The 22,921-nt window shown below is 60.2% G+C and carries 20 protein-coding genes and 1 pseudogene; 8 read left to right on the top strand and 13 right to left on the bottom strand.

Translation table 11 applies throughout. The features are described 5' to 3' along the window. Window positions 1-66 precede the first annotated feature (66 nt). Both P0D71_RS15185 and P0D71_RS15180 read left to right on the top strand, forming a co-directional pair. Window positions 67-1,617: a DHA2 family efflux MFS transporter permease subunit gene (locus P0D71_RS15185; RefSeq protein ID WP_408480800.1), complete on the top strand. Its 1,551-nt coding sequence runs from the start codon at window positions 67-69 to the stop codon at window positions 1,615-1,617. Window positions 1,618-1,648: 31 nt separating this feature from the next. Next, window positions 1,649-2,260 (top strand): YbhB/YbcL family Raf kinase inhibitor-like protein, encoded by a 612-nt coding sequence (locus P0D71_RS15180; protein ID WP_408480798.1) that lies wholly within the window; start codon window positions 1,649-1,651, stop codon window positions 2,258-2,260. A 190-nt stretch (window positions 2,261-2,450) separates the two neighbouring features. On the opposite strand, the gene P0D71_RS15175 is transcribed toward P0D71_RS15180, so the two are convergent. The 9 genes from P0D71_RS15175 to P0D71_RS15135 all read right to left on the bottom strand — a co-directional run bounded on the left by P0D71_RS15175 (window position 2,451) and on the right by P0D71_RS15135 (window position 12,064). Beyond that, window positions 2,451-2,966, bottom strand: a complete 516-nt coding sequence (locus P0D71_RS15175; RefSeq protein ID WP_408480796.1) for an Ohr family peroxiredoxin — start codon at window positions 2,964-2,966, stop codon at window positions 2,451-2,453. A gap of 365 nt (window positions 2,967-3,331) precedes the next feature. Next, on the bottom strand, window positions 3,332-4,363 hold the full coding sequence (locus P0D71_RS15170; RefSeq protein ID WP_408295053.1) for a LysR family transcriptional regulator: 1,032 nt from the start codon (window positions 4,361-4,363) through the stop codon (window positions 3,332-3,334). 330 nt (window positions 4,364-4,693) lie between these two features. Then, the gene (locus tag P0D71_RS15165) at window positions 4,694-5,698 is read right to left on the bottom strand and encodes a DedA family protein/thiosulfate sulfurtransferase GlpE (protein ID WP_408480795.1); all 1,005 of its coding nucleotides are present in this window, start codon (window positions 5,696-5,698) and stop codon (window positions 4,694-4,696) included. Window positions 5,699-5,811: 113 nt separating this feature from the next. Further along, entirely contained in the window at window positions 5,812-7,083 is a 1,272-nt protein-coding gene (locus P0D71_RS15160) for a DUF3734 domain-containing protein (RefSeq protein ID WP_408480794.1), read from the bottom strand. A gap of 10 nt (window positions 7,084-7,093) precedes the next feature. Beyond that, the gene (locus P0D71_RS15155) at window positions 7,094-7,876 is read right to left on the bottom strand and encodes a 3-hydroxybutyrate dehydrogenase (RefSeq protein ID WP_091805837.1); all 783 of its coding nucleotides are present in this window, start codon (window positions 7,874-7,876) and stop codon (window positions 7,094-7,096) included. A gap of 15 nt (window positions 7,877-7,891) precedes the next feature. After that, window positions 7,892-8,671, bottom strand: coding sequence for an acetoacetate decarboxylase (locus tag P0D71_RS15150; protein ID WP_091805840.1), 780 nt, complete (start codon window positions 8,669-8,671; stop codon window positions 7,892-7,894). 624 nt (window positions 8,672-9,295) lie between these two features. Next, complete coding sequence (locus P0D71_RS15145) at window positions 9,296-10,102, bottom strand: hypothetical protein (RefSeq protein WP_408480793.1); 807 nt, start codon at window positions 10,100-10,102, stop codon at window positions 9,296-9,298. Window positions 10,103-10,494: 392 nt separating this feature from the next. Next, window positions 10,495-11,205, bottom strand: coding sequence for an SDR family NAD(P)-dependent oxidoreductase (locus tag P0D71_RS15140; protein ID WP_408480791.1), 711 nt, complete (start codon window positions 11,203-11,205; stop codon window positions 10,495-10,497). Window positions 11,206-11,311: 106 nt separating this feature from the next. Continuing rightward, the gene (locus tag P0D71_RS15135) at window positions 11,312-12,064 is read right to left on the bottom strand and encodes an SDR family oxidoreductase (protein WP_408480789.1); all 753 of its coding nucleotides are present in this window, start codon (window positions 12,062-12,064) and stop codon (window positions 11,312-11,314) included. 191 nt (window positions 12,065-12,255) lie between these two features. On the opposite strand from P0D71_RS15135, the gene pdxR reads away from it, so the two are divergent. Continuing rightward, complete coding sequence (pdxR, locus tag P0D71_RS15130) at window positions 12,256-13,785, top strand: MocR-like pyridoxine biosynthesis transcription factor PdxR (RefSeq protein ID WP_408480788.1); 1,530 nt, start codon at window positions 12,256-12,258, stop codon at window positions 13,783-13,785. A gap of 124 nt (window positions 13,786-13,909) precedes the next feature. Here pdxR and P0D71_RS15125 read toward each other — a convergent pair whose 3' ends face one another. Continuing rightward, window positions 13,910-14,401: a MarR family winged helix-turn-helix transcriptional regulator gene (locus P0D71_RS15125; protein ID WP_408480786.1), complete on the bottom strand. Its 492-nt coding sequence runs from the start codon at window positions 14,399-14,401 to the stop codon at window positions 13,910-13,912. Between the two features lie 45 nt (window positions 14,402-14,446). Between P0D71_RS15125 and P0D71_RS15120 the strand changes: the two genes are divergently transcribed. Next, entirely contained in the window at window positions 14,447-15,949 is a 1,503-nt protein-coding gene (locus tag P0D71_RS15120; RefSeq protein ID WP_408480784.1) for an FAD-dependent oxidoreductase, read from the top strand. A gap of 142 nt (window positions 15,950-16,091) precedes the next feature. Here the strand turns inward: P0D71_RS15120 and P0D71_RS15115 are convergent, their stop codons facing one another. Further along, window positions 16,092-16,661, bottom strand: coding sequence for a GNAT family N-acetyltransferase (locus tag P0D71_RS15115; RefSeq protein ID WP_408480783.1), 570 nt, complete (start codon window positions 16,659-16,661; stop codon window positions 16,092-16,094). Window positions 16,662-16,695: 34 nt separating this feature from the next. Further along, window positions 16,696-16,928 (bottom strand): annotated as a pseudogene (locus P0D71_RS15110) (site-specific integrase); the annotation flags it as partial. Between the two features lie 149 nt (window positions 16,929-17,077). On the opposite strand from P0D71_RS15110, the gene P0D71_RS15105 reads away from it, so the two are divergent. Together P0D71_RS15105 and P0D71_RS15100 are read left to right on the top strand one after the other, a co-directional pair. Then, complete coding sequence (locus tag P0D71_RS15105) at window positions 17,078-18,415, top strand: MFS transporter (RefSeq protein WP_408480781.1); 1,338 nt, start codon at window positions 17,078-17,080, stop codon at window positions 18,413-18,415. Window positions 18,416-18,545: 130 nt separating this feature from the next. Next, window positions 18,546-19,331 carry a 1,6-dihydroxycyclohexa-2,4-diene-1-carboxylate dehydrogenase gene (locus tag P0D71_RS15100; RefSeq protein ID WP_408187506.1) on the top strand — a complete coding sequence of 262 codons (786 nt, stop codon included), beginning with the start codon at window positions 18,546-18,548 and terminating at the stop codon, window positions 19,329-19,331. An 88-nt stretch (window positions 19,332-19,419) separates the two neighbouring features. Here P0D71_RS15100 and P0D71_RS15095 read toward each other — a convergent pair whose 3' ends face one another. Then, window positions 19,420-20,058 carry a dihydrofolate reductase family protein gene (locus tag P0D71_RS15095; protein ID WP_408480780.1) on the bottom strand — a complete coding sequence of 213 codons (639 nt, stop codon included), beginning with the start codon at window positions 20,056-20,058 and terminating at the stop codon, window positions 19,420-19,422. Between the two features lie 358 nt (window positions 20,059-20,416). Here P0D71_RS15095 and P0D71_RS15090 point away from each other — a divergent pair, with 358 nt between their 5' ends. Beyond that, window positions 20,417-21,436 carry a LacI family DNA-binding transcriptional regulator gene (locus P0D71_RS15090; protein ID WP_091805875.1) on the top strand — a complete coding sequence of 340 codons (1,020 nt, stop codon included), beginning with the start codon at window positions 20,417-20,419 and terminating at the stop codon, window positions 21,434-21,436. 113 nt (window positions 21,437-21,549) lie between these two features. Further along, window positions 21,550-22,878, top strand: a complete 1,329-nt coding sequence (locus P0D71_RS15085; RefSeq protein WP_091805878.1) for an ABC transporter substrate-binding protein — start codon at window positions 21,550-21,552, stop codon at window positions 22,876-22,878. Window positions 22,879-22,921: the final 43 nt, after the last annotated feature.

The raw sequence follows: 22,921 nt of genomic DNA, 5'->3' as shown, positions 1-22,921 counted from the left end.
TTTTCAATAGTCTGACAGGCCGGATCAATGCGCCGGATCTGTCGAAAACTTCAGACTGGAAGCGAGATGAATTCTTCGACGCAACTTGCACCGCCTCCGCTGACAGGTGGAAAGCTGGTTCTCGCGACAATCGCCGTCGCGCTCGCGACGTTCATGAACGTGCTCGACTCATCCATTGCCAATGTTGCGATTCCAACTATCTCGGGCAATCTCGGCGTATCCGTCGATGAAGGTACATGGGTGATTACGCTGTTCTCGGCGGCCAATGCGGTCGCGATTCCACTGACGGGCTGGCTCACGCAGCGTGTGGGCCAGATCAAACTGTTCGTGGCTGCGATCGTGCTGTTCGTGTTCTCGTCGTGGCTGTGCGGCGTCGCGCCGAACCTGATCGTGCTGCTCGCTGCGCGCGTATTGCAGGGCGCCGTCGCTGGCCCGCTGATTCCCCTCTCGCAGGCGATTCTGCTCGGCTCGTATCCGAAGGAAAAAAGCTCGACGGCGCTGTCGCTGTGGGCGATGACGGCGACAGTCGGGCCGATCGCGGGTCCCGCGCTAGGCGGTTGGATCACCGATAGCTATAGCTGGTCGTGGATCTTCTACATCAACATTCCAGTGGGTCTGTTTGCCGCGACCGTGACGTGGATGATCTACCGCGACCGCGAGACACCGGCGCGCAAACTACCCATCGACAAGGTCGGCCTGATGTCGCTCGTCGTCTGGGTCGCGTCACTGCAAATCATGCTCGACAAGGGCAAGGATCTCGATTGGTTCAGCTCGGCCGTGATCTGCATTCTTGCGATTGTCGCGGCGATCAGTTTCCTGTTCTTCCTGATCTGGGAGTTCACGGAGAAGAACCCGATTGTCGATCTCCGCCTCTTCGCAGGACGCAATTTCCGCGGCGGCACGATTGCGATTTCGGTCGCTTACGCGGTGTTTTTCTCGAACCTTGTGATCTTGCCGCAGTGGATCCAGGGCTATCTCGGCTATCGTTCGGTGGATGCGGGTCTCGTGACCGCGCCGCTCGGAATTTTTGCCGTGCTGCTCGCACCCGTGATGGCGAAGATCATGCCGAAGTCCGATGCACGGGTACTCGCGACGCTGGCTTTCCTCGGCTTTGCGGGCGTGTTTTTCATGCGCTCGCACTACACGACGGGCGTCGATCCTTATACCCTGGTGTTGCCGACGCTGCTGCAAGGCATCCCCATGGCGCTCTTTTTCACACCGCTCACCGCGATTATCCTGTCTGGGCTGTCACCCGACAAAATTCCGGCGGCCGCCGGCCTGTCCAACTTCGTGCGCGTGTTCGCGGGCGGCGTCGGCACGTCATTGATCTCGACGGGCTGGAACGACCGCACGATTCTGCACCATGCGCAACTCGCCGAACAGTCGAGCGTGAACAACCCCGACTATATGGGTGCGATCGCAAACCTCCAGGCGACGCTTGGCGGTGGCATGGACCAGGCCGCGGCGTTTTTCGAACGCTCACTGAATGCGCAGGCCGCGATGCTCGGACTGAACGATATCTTCTGGCTCTCGTCGATGATCTTCATTGTGATCATTCCGCTGGTCTGGCTCACCAAGCCCGGCAAGGGTGGCGCCGGGGCGGCGGGTGCTCACTGAGTAGGCACGCTTCACATACGCGAGGATTTCAATGAAGCTACTTTGTCGTCTTTTGTCTGCCGCAAGCTTGTCTATCCTTCTGGCTGCGTCGGCCGTTGCGCAGCCGCCGACCGACTTCGAGCTCTCGAGCCCCGACATTGCTCCGGGCGGCAAGATCGATAACAAATTCGTGCTCCACGCTTTCGGTTGTACCGGTGGCAACGTGTCACCCGCACTCGTCTGGAAAAATGCGCCGGCGGGGACGCGGTCGTTCGCACTACAGGTATACGACCCGGATGCGCCGAGCGGTAGCGGTTGGTGGCACTGGACGGTCTACAACATTTCCGCAGCCGTGACGCAACTGCCCCGAGGGGCCGGCAACGATCCGTCCCGTTTGCCCGTCGGCGCCAATGCGGGCATGAACGACTTCCAGGACACCGGCGCGGCAGGAGCCAACGGCAACTATGGTGGCCCGTGCCCGCCGGAGGGCGACAAGCCCCACCGTTATATCTTTACGCTGTATGCGCTGTCGGTCGACGATTTCTACGCCGCGACGGGCATTCCAAAGACCGGCACCGCTGCGCTGCATGGTTTTGCACTGAACAAGGCGTTGGGTGACAAGGTGCTCGGCAAGGCATCTTTTGTTGGCTACTACGGCCGGTAACGTACGGCCGGACAAACGACCATGCCCGGGCGCGGTGACGAAGGAGCGCCCCTTGCGGGCGCTTGATACGCAGTTGGAAACGAGAGTTTCAGTCGCTCATGCCGGTTAGCTCATCATGGCGAACCGCCTTCTTTCGACAGAGCCGCTTTTGTTCCTGTTCGAGTTCCCTCAAGAAATCAAGCACGCGCCGTTATGAGTTGCTGTCGTCGTCCGGCGGCATAAGCGCGACGACGTTTTCAATTCCATGCCGTGCCATCTTGGTGTAAGGACAAAAGCGTTCCGTGTTGCGCACCAGTTCCCCCGCGACGGCGCGCTCGACACCGGGCAAGCAGACCCGGGTGTGCGCCGTCAGCTTGAACAAGCCGTCGATCGGGTCGCGGCCGAAGTCGACCGTGACGTCCACGGAGGCGCCGGGAATCGGAATGCCCGACCGGGCCGCAAGCAGACTCATCGCGCCATGAAAGCAGGCTGCGTAGCCCGCCGCGAATAGCTGCTCCGGATTGGTGCCGCCGCCAGGGCCGCCTAGTGCCTCCGGTAATCGCAAATCGACTGCGAGCTGGCCGTCATCCGAGCGGGCAATTCCCGACGCGCGTCCGTGACCCGCGTCGCCGCCTGTTACGGTGACAGTGGTTGAATACAGCGTTTGCGCGACTTGCCCGTCATACTTATCGAGCAATGTCAGCGGCGGTGGACGCAATGTTGTCATGGTGTGCCTCGTGGATGCTTGCCGCTTATTGCGCGGCGTGCGTCTCTCGGAACGACGTCGAAGTTCACGGAGCAATGACGCACATTGTGACCGTCAGTGCTTCCTTCAGGTTTTCGCCCGATGTGGGCGACGCCGCAACGACGGCGTGAGCTCGAGTGCGGCTGTCAAACCGTTGGCGATTTTTAGAATTCGGCTTGCATCATATTGCGTATGTGCTTTGCTGTGTTTTGCTGGCCTGGCCGCGATTCGCGGGCCGTCTGTACAGGAAGCATCTTAGGCGTGCGCTACGTCACGCGGTAGGACCCCTGAATGCTTCGCTGTGTTGCATCAGAAACATCAGTCAACGCAGCGTCGTTCCGAGCGCATCAGTCGACGGCCGATAACGCCGTCATAGTCGTCAGACACTGCAGATCGAGTGCTCTCGTGTGCTCGGTCATGTAGTCGATGAACACACGGATCCGGGCCGGAAGATGCTTGCGGCTGAGATAGCAGAGGTAGTGACCGCCGTCTTCGGGTGCATGCTGCGCGAGGCAGCGGAGGAGCTGCCCGTTGCCAAGCCGATCGCAAACCTGGTAGGCAGGCAACTGCGCGATGCCGACCCCATCGAGCACCGCCTGCAGGATCAGATCCTCGTCGTTGAACGTATGCAGCGCGACAGGCTGGCGCCGCTGCGAGAGACCGTCGACCTTGAATTCCCACGTCCGAACGCGGCCAGACGCCGTCCGGAAGTTGATACAGCGATGATCCGCCAGTTCATCGACATGCCGCGGCAAGCCGTGAATTCGCGCATAAGCGGGCGACGCACAGACGATCATCTGCATCGGAATCAGCTGCCGCGCTACGATTCCGCTGTCCTCCATGCGCCCATCGCGAAACGATACGTCGACGCGATCGGTAGTGAAGTCGGCGTCGGCGGGGCGGTCGTTCAGCAACAGTTCCAGGGCGATCTCGGGATATTGCGTGTGAAAACCTCGCAGCAGCGGCGCGACAATCTTGCGGCCGAAGCCAGGCGTCGAGCCAATGAGCAAATGGCCGCGCGGCGGCCCGTTGCGCAGCTCTCGCATGTCTTCCAGCGCCTGGGCGATGCGCTCCATACCCGGCTGGCAGTTCTCATAGAAGAGTTCGCCTTCGCGTGTCAGCGACGTACTGCGAGTCGTGCGCAGGAAGAGACGTGTATCGAGCTGCGCTTCGAGTTTCTGCACGTTGCGGCTAACCGAGGAACGACCAATGCCGAGGCGATCGCCTGCGCGGGCAAAGCTGCCTTCACTGGCAACGGCCAGAAACGAAACGACGCCTGCGTAACTGGTCGCAAATCTGCTTGCAAACGGATCGTCGGCGCCTGCGGTAGGGCAGCGTGATGGGAAAGCTAAGATGGGGGCGCGGGTTGGGGAGTCCATGCTAAGCCAGACGTATTACCACTGTTATTTGTGACATCGTTCGCAGTTTTTTTGCGATGGATGTGTGGGCGTCCTCACCGCGCTATTTCCCCGGTACGAGGAATGGGCGAAGTTCTCACATGGTCAACGGGCCGGAGACGGCAGGAAGCGGTCGGCCGTGGAATCTCGTGGCGTCCGCGGTAACCCCTGGCGAATAGATGACGTGACAGGGCAAGTCATCCCCGTGGAAGGTGGGCTCGGCATTAGTTAGCGGTTTGTCATTCTGGAATGGCCATCGCCGTGAGGGTGCCTCCCGCGGGCCGCCTTGTCGCTTTGTGGACACGCATGTAATCAATGCGCAAAAAGTTTTCTCCCTTCTTCGCTGATTGCAGCGTCGCTCAGCGCGATTATCGGCTCGACGTCGAAGCCTGCCACACGCCATGCTTCGATACCGCCAGTAAGTGGTAATGCAAGCTTGACGCCGGCCAGCCGCAGCCGCCTGGCCATCCACGCCGCGGAGACTTCGTTTGGGCAAGAACAATAGATGACGAGCGTCCGGTTCGCTCCGTAGCGCTCCACGATCTGCGGCAGTTTCCGTTCATCGGCAAATACGGCGCCTGGAATGACAAACGGGTCGAGCATTCTCCGCTCGGCGGAGCGGATATCGAACAGGATTGGCCGCGGATTATTCGCGAGCAACGCATGCAACTCGCCCACGCTGATCCGCGTCTTCTCGAGCGCTTTTGCCAGCATGATTCTCCGGCAGTATCGATACAACACGAAAAGCACCAGCGCGATGCCGATCACGATCAATGCCTGCCAGCCAAGGCGGGAGATAAGTACGAACACCACGTCAATCTGCGACGCGAATAGCGTACCGATCGCCAGGCCGACCGATGCCCACAGCGCAACGCCTGCGCAATCATGCAGGACAAAAGAACGCAACCTGACCGCCATCGCGCCGCACAGTGGCACGGCAACGAGCGATAAGCCAGGTACGAAGCGCGCAACGACCAGCACGCGGACTCCCCATCGCCCAAAGAAGCGCTCCGTCTTCCTGACGCACGTTTCGCGCGAGAGCGACAGTTTGCAAACGGTATGGAGCGTGCGTTCGCCGTATCGCTTGCCACCCTGAAACCAGATCAGGTCGCCCAGTACACCGCCAATGACAGCGGAGCCGAGTATCGTCGCGAAATGCAACAATGTCGACGACACCGTGTGCATGGCGAGCGCAGTGCCTGCTCCAACGGTGATCAATGTCGGAATGACAGGCAACGGCAGGCCAAGCGAAGAACCCAGCACATTCAGGAATACGACTAGCATTCCGTACCGTGCGATCAATTCGTGGGACGACATGGTGGTCTCCTTGTGGCATGTGCGTGCCCGTCTCGAAGTTCGTTCATCGCTCTGCATGAATGTCGCTGAAGTAGCCTTGCAAGCTTGGCCACACCCGAGGGAGTCGATACGCGCTACTTTGCGCCAGACAGTTCTTCTTCTGGCGTGCGTTTCGATGGCGGCAAAGCATCCTTGTCCAGTGCGGCGGTTTCGCTGACTTCCTGCCGATAACGATGCACGTCCCGCGTGACGAAGCCGGTTTCGCGGCTCGGAATATCGAACCACTCGGGGTGTCCGAACGAGCGGCGAATATCCTCGAGACCGCTGGCCCAGTGCTCACGCATCGTATCTTTGCTGAATTCATAGTCCTTGTAGTGCCCCTCGAACGATTTGTTCTTGTAGATCAGGTGCACGACATTCACCGCACTGCCATCCGCCGTTTTCTGCGCCTCCCGCAGCAACGGGTGCGCAAGCCGCACTTTTTCGGGAATGTGTTCGAGCAGCGCCTTGATCATTTGCGCGTGCTTCTGGTTCTGCGACATGAACGCGGTGATCGCTCGTGTTCGGCTCGAATATTGAATGTCCTTGGTGCGCTCGCTGACGTCGAGGAAGTCGCCTGGCAGCTTGCCTCGCGAGCTCCACAGATCGATCTGGAAAACGAGTGTGTCCTTATGCTGGCTTTCCTTGATGATCTCGGTAAGCGGCGTGTTGGAAACCAGTCCGCCGTCCCAGTAGAACTCTCCATCGATCTCGACTGCCGGAAAGCCGGGCGGCAGCGCACCGGATGCGATGAAATGCTCCGGCGCCAGACGCATTGTCGAATTGTCGAAGTAGACGAGATTGCCCGTTCGCACGTTGACCGCCCCAACGGATACGCGAATATTCCCGTCATTGATGCGATCGAAGTTTGCGTACCGCAAAAGCGACTCACGCAACGCCGACGTGTCGTAATAGCTGACCTGGTCAGGCCGTTTCCTGCCGAGCCCGGCGAGAGGCATAGGCGTGCGCGGAGAGAAGAACCCGTCCTGACCTTCCATCAGCGTACGCGTCGCAGCCCATGCGCTCGACCACCTGCGCCCCATATCTTCAAACCCCGGCCACGCTGGAATGCGCGCACCGATATGTGAGAAGAAATCCGCAGGTTGACTGATCGTGTTCCAGAAGCCGCGCAGCGCTTCCACCCGGTCCGCAGGCGCATTGCCGGCGATGATCGCCGTATTCAGCGCACCGATGGATACTCCGGATATTCGTGTCGGTTCCACACCGACCTCGGCCATTCCTTCATACACGCCGGCCTGATATGAGCCCAATGCACCGCCACCCTGCAGCACGAGTCCAATTTCGTCATAGGCGGGGAGCTTGATGCGATGGGGTTGCTGCAGCTTGTTACGCTGGCTCGGATACATGGTCGTCTCCTTACTGCATGAACCAGCCGTGGCTGACAACAATCGATTGTCCGGTGAGCGCGTTCGACTCGAAGCCGGCGAGGAATGCAACCGTGTTCGCAACGTCGGCTAGCGACGTGAATTCGCCGTTGACCGTGTCCTTCAACATGACGTCTTTCACAACCTGCTGCTCGGAGATTCCCAAGGCTTTCGCCTGCTCGGGGATCTGCTTGTCGACCAGCGGCGTTCTGACGAAGCCCGGGCACACGACATTGGCGCGCACGCCACGCGGTCCGCCTTCTTTCGCGACAACCCGGGCGAGACCGAGCAGCCCGTGCTTCGCGGTCACGTAAGCCGATTTGAGCTGCGACGCCTCGTGCGAGTGCACCGAACCCATGTAGATCACAGCGCCGCTTTTGTTCGATGCGTACATATGCTTGATGACGGCCCTGGTGGTCAGGAACGCGCCGTCGAGGTGAATGGCCAGCATTTTCTTCCAGTCGGAAAATGCGTAATCCTCGATCCGGTTGACGATCTGGATGCCCGCATTCGACACGAGCACGTCGATGCCGCCCAGCCGCTTCACCGTTTCGGCCACGCCCGCATTGACCGCTTCTTCGCTGGTTACGTCCATCGCGACGGCGAGCGCTTTGCCGCCCTTGGCAACGATATCTTCAGCGACCTTTTGAGCGTTATCGAGATTCAGATCCGCGATCACGACCGTCGCACCGTCTGATGCGAGCTTGCGTGCGCAGTGCTCGCCAATACCACTTGCTGCACCCGTAACGAGCGCGACCTTATCATTCAATGCCATACGTCCTCCGAGAGCTTACTGGTTGACTGCGAGTTTCAACGACTCGGCAGGGGCAAGATAGTCATAGACCACTTCGCCGACGTCGAGCGTGAGATTTGCAATGATGTGACGTGCGCCGATCACCTTGCGAACCGGCAGATCGGCCACCGATGCGAGTGCATGCGGATGCAGTTCGAGCGCGGCAGGCCCCTCCCACGCACCGATCACATCGACATCGCGCAGGAAGAAGCGCACCAGTTCACAGATGCGCACCGAGCCATCGACGTGCGGAATGACCTTGAGCAGATAGTTGGGCGTATCCGCGAGCTTGCGGCGCTCAGCAGCCGTCTCGAGAGGACGATACTTGTAGCCCATCGTTCCGGTGGCGATGCGCTGCGTTCCGTAATCGAGCGTGCCGAGCAGCGTGTCCTTGCCGTCGACGCAAAGCTTCGGTGAAGCCAGCTTCTTGGGAAACCCCCAGATTTCTCGGCCGCCTGCGATTGGGCCTTCGTCGTCGAGATACATCGCGTGTGTGAAGTTGGCGCGATTGCCGTCCTCGTCCAGCACCGAGATCACCTGGCCGCTTTCCGTGTAGTCGCCGAACCCCGAAGAATCGGGCATGCGGATAAATTCGTAGTGGACAATTGCATTGTCGACCGTCAGCGGTTCCGGAACGACGGCCCTAAGGGCATCCATGTCCGTTTCATACGAGATGATGAAGTACTCCCGATTGATGAAACGGAAGGGCGGACGCGGATATGCCGGATTGTGTACGGGCATCGCAAAGGCGTTGTTGCGAATATCTTCTTCTGTCACGGATCGTTCCTCGGATGGTGAGGGTTTGCGTAACGCGCATCGCAACAGCTTTTGCTGTCGCGGGCAATGACGTGCGCGCAATGCAGTGAAGGCTTGTCCTGCGCGTTTGCACGTTTCTTTTACGGTCTTGTGTTTCACGGTTTGTATCCGGCAGCGTGTGCCGTCACCGTCAGGACAAAGCGTAAGCGTGGTCGTCTTGCGGCAGTAGCCCTGAAAAGGACCTCATAGTGTTGCCTCGGCGGCAACAATTAATGACGGGCGGATAGGGCTTTGTCGCGTTGTGGAGGTGGTCGCGTAGAATTCTTGCGGTTCCCATCGAGCAACCATGAACTGTTGGTCGAGTCCAGCCAGTCTATGCAGTGCTTTTCTTCTGTTTCGCGATGGCGTTGTTTGTCGGAAGTGTGCCGTCAGCGCCAGTAAACCGTAATTAATCATCGTAAGTGGCGCGGCGTGTAACGTTGATATGCGAACGGGCTCACTGTGTTGTCCGCGAGCCACCCATCGCCGAGTTTGGAAAGGCAGGTAGAGGTCGTCGACGCGTTGCGCAGCCCTCTCTGGCGTAGCCGGGAAATCCTAAGTCATTCGGAAGAGCGGCCCGTGCGCCATATTCACTATCAGATTGAGTTACCTCGACAAATGCAGTGCCTTCGATAGCACGATCCCCCGCTGCGGGCTCACCAGCCAGATGGCGTGGATATCAACATAGAGCCTGGAGGTTCTTGTCGTGATGTCAGTAGGCTCGTCATCGGTAGGATCGCTGTGATCGATCCGGTCGTTGAGATAGGGTGGCACCAGGCGACCCATGAGAACAATCGCGTAGTCCCCGTTCGCTTCTGCGTACGCCGCGCGTGAGAGCGTTACACGTCCGTGAACCGTTGTCTTCTTACTGTCGCCGGACTGGAGTTCAATCATATCGATATGCTGAATGAACCCCTTTAACCTCGCTTCCGGCGCGACCACAAGCCTTCGGCCGCTGGGGCCGCTTACTGTCTTTTTGAGGAGGATGCCTGCGTGATTGTCGGCATCGGACAAATTCACGTTTACCGTCAACAGGTGCTTCTCCGCCTGATACCTGATCCCATACGGAACGGGTACGACGAAGGCGAGGTCGCGATCGAGATGGGCTACCGTCAGGTCGGTATTGTGGCGCTGGCTACCGGTGGGAATGCGGATCAAGCGCAGGACACGATCGCCCAAAGAAGGCGCGCCTCCACTCAAGTGCTGATTCACGATCCTGTCCCGAATGGCAAGCGGGTCATCGCCTACGAAAGGGGGGGCCGAGGAGGAAGCTTGCAAACCGGAGGTTTCAATCTCCGGCGCACGCGTGACTGTTGCCGCATTTGCCTGTGTTCCGACTTCTGCCAGCATCAACACACATGTGAGGGTGCGCGCGGCGTTCGATAAGACTCGTTTGGATTTCAGATGAAACACGATAATACCCCTCGTATTCCAACACAGGCTGTCGCGAAGCCATGCTGGTTCGGTTCAGATGCGTGACCAATCCACCCTGGCTCCCACCATGGCTTCTGCCGGCAAACTCATGTGGCAAATGCTCAGGGAAACAACCAGGTAATGGCGACCAGAACCTGGCGTGTTTCGAAACGGGTCCACCGACGCTCGACACAGTCGAAGGGTGGGTAGGGGACTACTATGTCGTTCGGAAGTTATCGTAGGTTCAACGCTTGCATTCCGGTAGATAGCTAGAGGAACTCGTCGCGTTGCCTTGTCGGCAACAATCCTCGCTTCCGCAGCATTTCACAGTGCGTGTGCATCTCAGCCGAGTGGGAAAAAAACCGAGCACCGCCTTGCGATGCCCGAGGTTATTAGCGACCGGCGCTCTGGCCGCCGTCGACGTGCAGGATTTCTCCCGTGATAAACGGTGCGGAATCAAGAAACAGAATCGCGTCGGCAATATCGCTCATCTCGCCCATGCGCCCGAGCGGATGGAAAGCATCCAGCGTTTCGTGGGTTTCCGGCGGGTGCATAGGCGTCTTGATGATCCCCGGCGCCACGGCATTCACGCGAATGCCTTTCCTCGCGTACTCAATCGCCAGCGACTTCGTGGCGGCGTTCAGGCCACCTTTCGTCAGCGCTGCCAGTACCGAGTGCACGCCGCTGATCGCAGCGTCGACGGTACTGGAGGTCACGCTGACCACATGGCCGCTCGAATGCTTTTCCATTTCGGCGATGGCGAGTTGCGTGATGTAAAAAAAGCCCGCCATATTCACGTTCACCACAGCGGCGTAGTCTTCTGCCGTATGGTCGGTGAAGGGTTTGCCGATGTATATGCCGGCGTTGTTCACCAGCGTGTCGATCCGTCCGAACTTCGCGACGCCTTCGGAAATGATCCGTTGGGCGGTTGCCGGATCGCCGATATCACCCGCAACCGTCAGGATGTTCGGATCTTCCGATGGCTTGATCGAACGTGAAGTCGCGACAATGCGATAGTCGAGCTTGCGAAACGCCTTGACGACTTCGGCGCCTATTCCTTGCGATGCGCCGGTAACGACGACAACTTTGTGTGACGTGCTCATGCTTGACCCAGAAAATTTTGTTCGGCTTCAACGCGGATCGGGCCGACGGCTCCGATCAAGGCAAACGTAGACACGTTGATGCAGCTTTTTAAAAAACCGCGGGCATTCACCCCTTCTTAGCCTGCGTCAGCCACTGATCGAGACTGATGCGGCCGATCCGCGCGTCGCCGAGCGGCACGAGCGACTGCTCCTCGACACGACCGCCGTAGTACTTCGCATCGGGATCCATCACCACCGGGCGCGTGTCGCCTGCCGATTTCAGGTAACGCGCGACGATCTCCGCGAAGGGCGCGCGATCCGGGCCGGCGATATCGACGGTGCCGTTCAGCGGCGCGGCGAGCGCGGCCTGCGCGAGGTTTGCCGCGACATCGTCCGCGGCGATCGGTTGAAACAGTCCGTCGCCGATGCGCACCGTGCCGCTGACCGTGCCGTAATCCGCGATTCCGCCGATGAACTCCATGAACTGGGTGGCGCGCACGATCGTGTACGGCACACCCGCTGCTTCGATCACCTCTTCCTGCGCGACCTTGGCAGTGAAATACGCGTTCTCCGGTGTGCGGTCGCAGCCGACAATTGATAGGGCGACGTGATGGCGCACGCCTGCGGCCACTTCAGCCTTGCCGAGGTTGCGCGCCGAGGTGCGGAAGAAGTCGAGCACCGCCTGCGGCTCCCATGAGGGCGCGTTCGTCACATCCACGACGACAGCCGCGCCCGCGAGAACGTCGCTCAGGCCGTCGCCCGTCACGCTGTTCACGCCGGTACGCGGCGACGCGGCGATTGCCTCATGGCCCGCCTCGCTAAGCAGCGTGACGAGACGGGATCCGATCAGGCCCGACCCACCGATTACGACGATTTTCATGGCAAATTCTCCAGATCAAAGTAAATGGACGCGCGGGTCGCCTGGCGGGTGGCGTATCGAGTGAAAGTGTTCACCGCAGTCGCATCGCGTGAGGCTATTGTGGAAAAATCATGCTTTATCGAGAAGTGCCAAGAAGTGTCGATCTGACTAGTCCATGTTGTTCCCTCACCCCTTGTCCGACAAAAACTGTCATGACCGCGCCGACTCCCGGCTTGACCATAGAAATCGATCGGAAGCAGCAGTTGCCGATCTATCTGCAGATTTGCGAGCGTTTCAGGACTGCGATTGCCGCAGGGCATCTGCGTCCCGGCGATCGCGTGCCGGCGCTGCGCGGCCTCGCCACGCAACTGAACACGGCGCGCGGCACGGTCGAGCTGGCCTACACCATCCTTGTCGATGAAGGCTACCTGCAGATGCGTGGCGCGGCGGGCACCTTCGTATCGCCGTCGCTGCCGGCGTCGGTGACGCGCCCGCCTCAGGCGCAAGGTGTTCCGGATGCGTACGGCAAGCGGAGTGCCGAAGCAACGGGCGCGCCGCAAACTCCCGCCGAAGCGCTTGATGGTCGGCCGGCGCCTCGTCAGCCGGCGATTGCCGCTGCGATGAGCGGAGAGCCAAGGCCGTTGCAACCCGGACTGCCCGCGCTCGACGCGTTTCCGGGCAAGGTATGGAACCGGCTCCTTTCGCGTCGCGCGCGTAGCGGCGAACGGGCGATGTTCGCGTACCCGGATCCGGCGGGTTACCGGCCGCTGCGCGAACATATCGCCACCTATCTCGGGCTGTCGCGCGGCGTGACCTGCCTGCCGGAACAGGTGTTCGTGACCGGCGGTTACCGTGCGACGCTCGAACTCGTGTTGCGCAGCCTCGCCCGCCCAACCGATCGCATGTGGTTCGAGGACCCCGGCTATCTGCTCGCACGCGGTTTTCTGGCCGAGACGGGCGTGCAACTCGTGCCGGTGCCGGTGGACCGCGAAGGGATCGATGTCGAACGCGGCATAGGTCTGGATGCGCACGCGCGCTTCGCACTGGTTACGCCGTCGCATCAGAACCCGCTTGGTCACACGCTGTCACTCACAAGACGCATCGCGCTGCTCGACTGGGCGGAGAAAATGTCGAGCTGGATCATCGAGGACGACTACGACAGCGAGTTCCGCTATCTGGGCCGCCCATTACCAGCTTTGAAGAGCCTCGACCGGCGTGATCGCGTGGTTTATTGCGGCACGTTCAGCAAGGTCATGTTTCCCGGTTTGCGGCTCGCGTATGCGGTGGTGCCGGAGCGGGCCGTCGAGCGGGTCGGGCGGGTGGCACGCAGCATGAACGCCGGGTCGCCGCCGCTATTTCAGGCGACGGCGGCGGACTTCATGGAGCAGGGGCATTTTGCGCGGCATCTGAAGCGGATGCGTGCGCTGTACAGCGAGCGGCGCATGCTGATCATGCATGCGCTGGAGCAGGCCTTTGGAGAGCGGCTGATCGTTGACTTGCCACCAGGCGGAATCCAGTTCACGGCGCAATTCGCCCACGGTCCCGACGGCCCGGTCGACGACGTTGCCGTGGCCTCGCGCGCCCGCGATGCGGGGCTCGCGGTGCTGCCGCTGTCGATCTGGTACGCGAACGCCCGCGCGCAACGTACGCCCCGCGGCCTCGTGATGGGCTTCGCAAACATTGTCGATGCGCGTGAAGCGGACCGTCTCGCACGAATGTTGCGGGCGTGTCTGGACGAATGAGTCACGCCGCGCACGGGTTGCTGAGCGAGGTCGTTTCGCGGCGGCGGTCGACCTTCGCCGCCGCCGGGACCTGAATCGAAACGACTTCCGTGAAGTGAATGCCGGGATGGAATCTGTTTCCGTTTTACGTCCCGGCTCCGGACGCCTGGGTTTCGATATCCTCTGCAAACCTCCGCATCAGCCGGACGAGTTCGTCGATTTCCGCCTCCTCCCACCTGGCAAACAACGCGCGGCCCAGCCGATCGCGTGCTGCATCCACCGCGTTGGTCATCGCCTTCCCTTTGGGCGTGACGACGACTTGCCGAACGCGACCGTCCTCGATACCGGCTCGCCGCTCGACCAGCCCGTGGCTCTCGAGTTTCCCCACCTGACGGCTGACCGTGGTGTGATCGCGCCCGACCCGTCCGGCGAGATCGACCACGCCAATGGGGCCTAGCCGCTCGACTATGACGAGCAACGGAAACAACGCACGATCGAGCGAAATGCCTGCCTCCCGGACCATTCTCTCGTCCAGTTCGGGGCGGTTCATCACGCTGACGATGCTGATCAATGCCAGATGCAACTCCCGGATACGCTCGGATATATGTGTATCTTGCACATTTCTTCTTGGCGACATACCATTCCTCCTATTGCGTGCATATTACACATAATGGAGCGGGTGATGACGAGAAATCCGGCTGTAGACTTGTTGATCTGCGGGGCGGGCGCCGCCGGTCTGACTCTCGCTATCGAGCTGGCGCGACGAAACGTGTCGTTCCGTTTGCTCGACAAGATGGACGAACCGTTCCGGGGCTCGCGGGGCAAAGGCATACAGCTGCGAACGCAGGAAATTTTCGAGGATCTCGACATCATCGATCGCGTGGTCGTGGCAGGGGGCGTGTATCCGCCGCAGCGCGAATATCGTGACGACGGCAGCTACGTCGAATCGGACGTCGTCGAGCATGCATCCCCGACGCCCGCCGAACCTTATCGCCTGCCGTTGCTCGTTCCTCAGTTCCTGACTGAATCGGTCATGCGCGAGCGACTCGCTGAACTGGGTCATCGGGTCGAGTATGGTTGCGAACTGGTCGGCGTCGAACAGGACCAGGACTGTGTGACGGCGCGTATTGCCGCTCAGGCTGGCGACCAGACCGTTCATGCGCGCTATCTGGTCGGCGCCGACGGTGGCCGCAGCTTTGTGCGCGCGGCACTCGGCATCGGTTTTCCAGGCAAGACACTTGGCGTGCGTGCCGTCGTGGCCGACGTCTTCCTGACGGGGCTGGAGCGCGACGCCTGGCATCGATTCAACGAGGGTTCGATGGAGCGGCAGCTATCGCTATGCCCGCTCGCGGGAACGGATCTGTTCCAGGTGCAGGCGCCCGTTGCGCTGGAAGGCGATGTCGACCTCACCGCCGCAGGCCTTGCTGCCATGGTGGCCGAACGCACTGGCCGCGACGATATGCGCGTCCACTCGGTATCCTGGGCGTCTGCCTATACCATGAACGCGCGTCTCGCCGATCGCTACCGGGACGGTCGCGTGTTTCTCGTCGGGGATGCTGCGCACATTCATCCGCCGACGGGCGGCCAAGGGCTCAATACCAGCGTCCAGGATGCCTACAATCTCGGCTGGAAATTGGCAGCGGTGAGTGCCGGCGCTTCCGATGAGCTGCTCGATAGCTACGAGGAAGAACGCCGGCCAATCGCGGGCGACATGCTTGGTCTTTCGACCAGGCTTCTCGACGAGATGAAGCGGGGAGAGCTTCGGCGCGGCCGCGAAGTTCAGCAACTCGACATCGGCTACCCCGAGTCCTCGCTGGCGATGGAGTGTCCTGAACGCTCTGCCGGTCTGCTGGCAGGCGACCGCGCGCCCGATGCGCCCATTCGTCGTGCAACCGGCCATTCAACGCGTGTCTTCGAGTTGTTTAGGGGCATTCACTGGACACTGCTAGGCTATGACGTCGAACGCGATAAGGTGGCGCCGCGAGCTGGCCTGCGCATTCATACCTTTGGTGCTCGCGGTGATGTCATCGACGACGGAGGTCATTTCCGTGATGCGTACGCGCCGCAGTCCGGAGATTGGGTGCTTGTGCGCCCGGACGGTTATGTCGGAGCGATCGTCGCAAGTGACCGGATAGAGTCGCTGGAGCGTTACTTCCGCATTGGTGGACTAGCGCTCGCGAACTGATGAGTCTCGTATGCCTGTGGGAGCGCACATGGGTGTGGCGGCTGATGTGGCAATCGGCCATCTCACTCTCACTCTCTGGTTGATGCGCCAATCAACTCTGCCGCGGCCTGTGCAAGCGCTCTCGTCCGCGACGATTCACAGGCTAGTTCTCCGCTACTTCATTGATAACGGACGTAAGAACATGGTCCGTCCAAACTCCGTTGATTTTCAAATACGATCGAGCCAAGCCTTCGCGCTCAAAACCCAGGCGTTGGAGTAACCGGCCGCTGCGCACATTCTCCGGACGGTAATTCGCCATTACGCGATGTAACCCGAGATTGGCGAAAACGTATGGAATCGCTGCCGCTAAGGCCTCGTACATCAGCCCCTTTCCTTCAAATCGCCTGCCGAGAGAGAAGCCGAGGTGACACGCCTGGAACGGGCCTCGTGCGATGTTTGTAAAGTTGCATTCGCCAACCAATTCGCCTGTTTCGTCCAGGAATAGAAACAGGTGCAACGCATTTCCTGAAGCAGAGTTCGCCTCCATCGACTGAAGCCTGCGATGAATCTCGCTCAAGTCGAAAAAGCTATCGGACCTAAGGGGCTCCCAAGGTTGAAGATGCGAACGATTGTCGAGATAAAAGTCGCGCAAGATGCCACCGAACTCATCTCTCGGGGGCACCAATGTTAGCCGGGACGTTGCGATGCCACGGTCTGAAGTATCGAAGGTCATGGCTGAATTATAAATTCCCGTGGGATACGGAGGAGCGGTCCTTGCGGCAATTGCTCTGTTCGAGGCGCAGGGTCATCTGCTGGCTGTCGGTGTCGCTGCCTTCAGCGCCAACTCATCGCTCGCGCGCAATCCGGCGCCATAGGCGAGCTGCAGTGCGGTCTGCTGCTTCAGCTTCCCGACTGCTGCGATGAGCCGCCGCACCGCCTCCTGACTCAGGATGGCGGGCAACGTGCGGGGCACACGAACGGGATGCATCCTGCTCATCAGGCTGCTGGATCGCCAGCACCTTCATGCGCTGACGGTATGGAGGCAGTCCCAATCGGTATTGGCGGATTAGTGCCGGTTCGCATAACCTGAGTCCCGTTACCGACCGATATAAAACAAAAGCGACGCTGTCGCGCACGCACGGAGACATCTTGAACAAGCCTCTCGACATCGCATCGCTCATTGATCGCGAGCCGCTTCGGCTCTATCAGTGGGGCATCTTCCTTCTTTGCTTTGCAACCGCAGTGTTCGACGGTTTCGATACGCAAGCCATCGCCTTTACGGGCCCGGCGATTGTCGCGACGTTCGGTTTGCGTCCGGGCGATCTTGCGCCCATCCTGATCGCCGGGACGCTCGGCATGACGATTGGCGCGATGACATTGGGTCTGATCGGCGACAGGATCGGCCGCCGTCCGGCGCTGCTCGTTGGCGTCGCTGTATTCAGCGTTGCGTCGCTGCTCACCGCGTTCGCGAGTAGCACCGTGCAGATTCTGGCTTTGCGATTTATCGCCGGCCTCGGCATGGGCGGCTGTACACCGGTTCTGCTCGCCCTTGCCGCAGAGTACGGCTCGGCGCGCCACAGAGGCTCGATCATGACAGGTGTTCTGCTGGGCCTGCCAGCCGGAGCGATGCTGGGAGGGCTGCTGGCTGCGCGCTTGATGCCCGTGATCGGATGGCAGGGTGTGTTCGTCGTCGGCGGAGGCGCGCCACTGCTGCTCCTCGTCGTGCTGTATTTTGCGTTGCCGGAGTCTCTGCAATATCTGGTCAGTCGGTCAGGCAACGACAGTGCGCAGCGTGTGCGCAACACATTGCGTCGCATCGTGAGCGTTGCGTTGCCGGCCGACGCGACATTCCAGGCCCCGAAGACGACTGCACGCGCCAGCGTTACCGCGCTGTTCAGCAATGGCAATGCGCGCAACACGGTTGCTATCTGGGCCGTCTATCTGTGCAACTGGGTTGCGTGGTTCATGTTCCTGTCGTGGCTGCCTACCGTGCTGAAAGCCGCGGGCCTGCCAGTTTCGCAAGCGCCGATGGGTACGGTAATCGTGAATGCCGTATTCATCGTCTGCGCCATTCCCCTCTCGATGCTGCTTCCCAGAGTAAGCACTCGCCGTTTGCTGATGGCGCTGCTAGGACTCGGCATTGCGATTTCCGTCGGGCTTGCTTATGCCGGGACTGCGTGGGGCCTGGTCTTTGCGCTTGCGGGCGCGGCAGGGCTTGGTATCGGCGGTCAGCAGATCGCGCTGAATTATCTGGTGGTGGGCGCCTATCCAACGACACTGCGTGCAACGGCGACCGGGTGGGCAATCGGAATGGGGCGGGTCGGTGCGATCGCGGGTTCCGCTGTGGGCGGTACGGTCCTTGCCCACGGAGGCCCGGGCGGATTCTATCTGGCGTTGGCCGTACCTCTTGCGGCAGCGATGCTTGGCGTCATCGCGATTCGCACGACCGCGCGCGTGACCGACAGCGATATTCTCGTAGCGCATTGATCCACCTCCCGATCGCGTGGGCTACCGAAGCGGCCCGAGGAAATAGCCTGCGCGATATCGGTGTGACTCACGCACGCTTCCACTACGAGAAGTTCTCGACAAACGACGTTGCATGACAACCATGACAGGCATGACCAGGAACCATCGATTTCAGAACAAAGTGGTCGTTGTGACCGGAGCGGCCCAGGGTATCGGGCGCGGCGTCGCCCTTGGTGCCGCGGAAGAAGGTGCTGCGGTCGTGCTGTGCGACCGTTCGGAGCTGGTGCACGACACCGCCGCGGAAATCACCGCGCGGGGTGCACGGTGCCTGACTGTCATTGCCGACCTCGAAACCTACGCTGGTGCAAGCCTGTTGATGCAGGCAGCGCTTGATACCCACGCGCGCATCGACGTTCTGGTGAACAACGTTGGAGGCACCATCTGGGCCAAACCGTACGAGCACTACGAGGAAGCACAGATAGAGGCGGAAGTTCGACGTTCGCTCTTTCCGACGCTGTGGTGCTGTCGTGCCGTCTTGCCAGCCATGATCGCGCAGCAGGGCGGTGCCATCGTCAATGTATCGTCGATCGCGACGCGCAGCATTTATCGTGTGCCATATGCAGCATCCAAGGGGGGCGTCAATGCATTGACCGCGAGTCTCGCATTCGAGCATGCGCAGGATCGTATTCGCGTGAACGCTGTCGCTACCGGTGGCACTGAAGCGCCTCCGCGCAAAGTACCACGCAATGCCGAAAGGCAAAGCGACCGGGAGGCCGGGTGGTATCAAGGTATCGTCGACCAGACGATAGCGTCCAGCCTGATGCATCGCTACGGAACAATCGACGAGCAGGTGAGTGCGATTCTGTTCCTGGCTTCAGATGAAGCGTCGTATATCACGGGTACGGTACTGCCTGTCGGTGGCGGCGACCAGGGCTAATGCGAAGGCTCGACCCAGCGCGTCGCTGCGTTATATCCTGAAACATTGCAGCAGCGCGCCGTCCGCTGCACCGGGTATCAGCCCGTCCTCACAGACGCACATAGCGCAAGTGTGTGGCAGCAGGACCATCAAGAACCTTGTCAATGCGAAACTGCGGCCCGGGCTCGCGCAGGTTCTCGAAGAGACGCCGCCCACCGCCGAACAACACGGGCGACAAAGCGATTTCGAGCTCTTCAATGACGCCCATGGTCAGGTACTGCTGGATCACATCGGCTCCGCCCGCAATACGAATATCCCGACTGCCTGCGGATTCCCGAGCGAGCTCAAGGGCACGCTCCGGCCCGTCATTGATGAAGTAGAAGGTCGTCCCACCCGGGCGCACCCAGGCTTCGCGTTTTTCATGGGTCAGAACGTAAACCGGTGTGTGAAACGGAGCTTCTTCCGGCCAGGCGCGCTCGCCCTGGTCGAACATTCGCTTGCCCATAATGTTGGCGCCAATGCGCTCCGTAGTGCTGCGAAGCAGGTCATTGACCGGGCCGGTCTCTCCCCCCGGTCCAAGCTTGAGGTTCTCGCGGAAGTACTGTTGATTGAAGATCCAGGCCATCAGCGCGCCCCACTTGGCACCCCAGTTCCTGTACTCAGGATTGTCCCAATTCTCCATGGTCATTCCTTCCGGTGCCATGTAGCCGTCTAGGCTGAGTCCAATGTTGACGAATACTTTATTCATGATTCTCCTCTCGCATGTTCGGATGTCGTCCTAACTTTAATATGATGTGAAATTTGTGCACCCCAACTTCCCCCTCAATTTCCTCGTAGTCACCGCTTGCGACGCAGTAAGCGATGACTTCAAACCTCTCTTTCACACCACCGTTCAACCGTCACATAGGCGGGCAGGTGTCCGCTACCGGATTTTATCCTCGGGATCGCCGCCCTTGCCGCTGCGCATTGGGAACCCCCAATGCGAAGCATAACTACGCACAGCAAAACAATGACGCTTTTTTCTTGGAGAAAAAGCTTGCATTTTTTCGAGGAAAAACTACCTTCGGTAAACAAAACCGTTCTACGCTCGGCACCGGAGGAGACCCATGCCGGCTACTCGTACGATGATTGCGCGTCGTGCCGGCGTAAGCGTCGCCACGGTCGATCGCGTCTTACGCGACGATCATGCCGTGCGACCGGAAACCGCCGAGCGTGTCCATCTGGCGCTCGCCAATCTACGCGACGAGCGGGCAAGCCGCGGCCGTCCAGCAAAAGTCGGTTCATTCCGCGTTGCGTTCGCACTGCCACAAGTCAACTCGCGCTTTCTGGATCACGTCGAACGCAACATTGCGCTGTCCGCCAGTTTCTTTCGCGAACATCGAATCACCCCTTCGTTCTATCGCTGTGACTTCTCCACCCAGCGCGACACCGCTGCATTCGCCGCCCAGGTGGTCGACTACGACGCACTGGTTCTCGCACCGCTCGACTATCCGTGGGTGGAGCGTTTCATCGAAGAGATGAGCGAGGCCGACGTGCCGGTCGTCACGGTGTTCTCCGATTTACCTGCAAGCCGCCGCGCCGCGTATGTCGGTGTCGACAACCGGATTGCCGGTCGCACCGCAGGACTGCTGATGGGCCGCTTTCTGGGCACGCGGCTCGGCACGGTCGCCGTGCTGTCGGGATCGTCCCGCCTGCATGATCAGGTGGAGCGGCGCACCGGATTCTCGCAGGTGCTGGAAGAGGATTTCCGCAACCTGCGCTGGGTTGCCGAGCCGGATTTCGCGGAAGACGACGACGGTGCCGGTCTTGCCGTGCAGGGTTTGCGCGCGCGCCATGCTGATCTCGTCGGCGTCTACGTGACCGGCGGCGGCATCTCCGGCATCGCAGCGGCGTTGCAGGAGTCCGGCGACAAGGCCCGCCTGGTCCTGATCGGCCACGAATGCACCGCGGAAACTCGCACTCAACTATCCGAACGCGCGATCGACGTGATCCTGGATCAGGACGTCCGCGGCATCGTTCATTGGGCGGGGCTCGCCGCCATCAACTTTCTAAACGACGTTCGGGGAGCGCTTGCCATCCCCACGCCGGAAACCCGGATTTATCTTCGTGAGAATGCGCATGCCTGACGCTCGCGACACGCGGACCGACTTCTGATCCGCCAGAGCCGAAATACGGCGCCCGGCGCATGGGCGCTGAATGTCATCAGGTTGGAGACCCGAGAAAGACAAGGAGAAGAGACATGTTACGTCTAACGTCAGCGAGGGTAGTGGCGGCAACCCTCATATCGCTGGGGCTCGGCATTGCAACGGGCGCGCACGCACAGGGCAAGCAATTGACACTCTGCTGGGCGGCCTGGGATCCCGCCAATGCACTGGTCGAATTGTCGAAAGATTTCACGGCCAAGACCGGCATCAAGATGAAGTTCGAGTTCGTGCCGTGGACCAGCTATGCCGACCGCTTCATTAATGAACTCAATTCGCACGGCAAGCTGTGCGATCTGATCATTGGGGACAGTCAGTGGATTGGCGGCGCGGCGGTCAATGGGCATTACGTGAAGCTCAACGACTTCTTCACCAAGAACAAGATTTCGATGGACGACTTCGTGCCGGCCACGGTGGTGGGATATTCCGAGTGGCCAAAGAATACGCCGAACTACTGGGCTTTACCTGCGATGGCTGACGCGGTCGGATGGACCTACCGTAAAGACTGGTTCGCGCGCCCGGAGCTGCGCGCGGAATTCAAGCAGAAATACAACCGTGAACTCGCGCCGCCCACGACGCTTGATGAACTCAAACAGACCGCGGAGTTCTTTCAGGGGCGCAAGATCGACGGCAAGACGGTCTACGGCGTGTATATCTTCACGGAGCGTGGATCCGAGGGGATCACGATGGGCGTGACCAACGCCTTGTACAACTTCGGCTTTGAGTATCAGGATCCGAAGAAGCCCTATCACCTCGACGGTTTCGTGAACTCGCCGGGCGCGGTGAAAGGGCTCGAATACTACAAGGCGCTCTATAAGTGTTGCACGGCTCCGGGCATGACCAACGCCTACATGCAGGAAGGACTCGACGCATTCAAATCAGGCCAGGTGGCGATGCAGATGAACTGGTTCGCGTTCTTTCCAGGGCTTTACAAAGACCCGAACGTCGGCGGCGACAAGATCGGCTTCTTCGTGAATCCACGTGAGGTGAAGCAATACACGCAACTGGGCGGGCAGGGCATCTCAGTCGTCTCGTACTCGGACCATAAGGAAGACGCGCTCGAATACATCAAGTGGTTTGCGCAACCGGACGTACAGAAGAAATGGTGGCAACTCGGCGGCTATTCGGCGGCTAAATCGGTGGTCGATGCGCCGGACTTTCCGAAGAGCGCGCCATTCGCACCCGCGTTCCTGAAGTCAATGGCGATCGTCAAAGACTTCTGGGCGGAGCCCGCTTATGCCGAACTGTTGCTCGACATGCAAAAACGCGTGCACGACTACGTCGTGGCCGACAAGGGCACAGCTAAAGAGGCGTTGGATCTGCTGGTGAAAGACTGGAACAAGGTCTTTAAGGAAGAGGGAAAGTAATAGCGTTTAGCTGGACTTGACTGGACCGGTGAGGGCTGAGCAG

The organism is Paraburkholderia sp. RL17-383-BIF-A, assembly GCF_046028015.1.
Lineage (GTDB): Bacteria > Pseudomonadota > Gammaproteobacteria > Burkholderiales > Burkholderiaceae > Paraburkholderia.
Note: the sequence above shows the minus strand (reverse complement) of the source record. Positions and strands in the feature narration are given on the sequence as shown.

Excerpts from the sequence above, each read along its gene's own strand:
- P0D71_RS15185 (WP_408480800.1), top strand. The coding sequence starts at position 67 with ATGAATTCTTCGACGCAACTTGCACCGCCTCCGCTGACAGGTGGAAAG.
- P0D71_RS15180 (WP_408480798.1), top strand. The coding sequence starts at position 1,649 with ATGAAGCTACTTTGTCGTCTTTTGTCTGCCGCAAGCTTGTCTATCCTT.
- P0D71_RS15175 (WP_408480796.1), bottom strand. The coding sequence starts at position 2,966 with ATGACAACATTGCGTCCACCGCCGCTGACATTGCTCGATAAGTATGAC.
- P0D71_RS15170 (WP_408295053.1), bottom strand. The coding sequence starts at position 4,363 with ATGGACTCCCCAACCCGCGCCCCCATCTTAGCTTTCCCATCACGCTGC.
- P0D71_RS15165 (WP_408480795.1), bottom strand. The coding sequence starts at position 5,698 with ATGTCGTCCCACGAATTGATCGCACGGTACGGAATGCTAGTCGTATTC.
- P0D71_RS15160 (WP_408480794.1), bottom strand. The coding sequence starts at position 7,083 with ATGTATCCGAGCCAGCGTAACAAGCTGCAGCAACCCCATCGCATCAAG.
- P0D71_RS15155 (WP_091805837.1), bottom strand. The coding sequence starts at position 7,876 with ATGGCATTGAATGATAAGGTCGCGCTCGTTACGGGTGCAGCAAGTGGT.
- P0D71_RS15140 (WP_408480791.1), bottom strand. The coding sequence starts at position 11,205 with ATGAGCACGTCACACAAAGTTGTCGTCGTTACCGGCGCATCGCAAGGA.
- P0D71_RS15135 (WP_408480789.1), bottom strand. The coding sequence starts at position 12,064 with ATGAAAATCGTCGTAATCGGTGGGTCGGGCCTGATCGGATCCCGTCTC.
- pdxR (WP_408480788.1), top strand. The coding sequence starts at position 12,256 with ATGACCGCGCCGACTCCCGGCTTGACCATAGAAATCGATCGGAAGCAG.
- P0D71_RS15125 (WP_408480786.1), bottom strand. The coding sequence starts at position 14,401 with ATGTCGCCAAGAAGAAATGTGCAAGATACACATATATCCGAGCGTATC.
- P0D71_RS15120 (WP_408480784.1), top strand. The coding sequence starts at position 14,447 with ATGACGAGAAATCCGGCTGTAGACTTGTTGATCTGCGGGGCGGGCGCC.
- P0D71_RS15115 (WP_408480783.1), bottom strand. The coding sequence starts at position 16,661 with ATGACCTTCGATACTTCAGACCGTGGCATCGCAACGTCCCGGCTAACA.
- P0D71_RS15100 (WP_408187506.1), top strand. The coding sequence starts at position 18,546 with ATGACCAGGAACCATCGATTTCAGAACAAAGTGGTCGTTGTGACCGGA.
- P0D71_RS15095 (WP_408480780.1), bottom strand. The coding sequence starts at position 20,058 with ATGAATAAAGTATTCGTCAACATTGGACTCAGCCTAGACGGCTACATG.
- P0D71_RS15090 (WP_091805875.1), top strand. The coding sequence starts at position 20,417 with ATGCCGGCTACTCGTACGATGATTGCGCGTCGTGCCGGCGTAAGCGTC.
- P0D71_RS15085 (WP_091805878.1), top strand. The coding sequence starts at position 21,550 with ATGTTACGTCTAACGTCAGCGAGGGTAGTGGCGGCAACCCTCATATCG.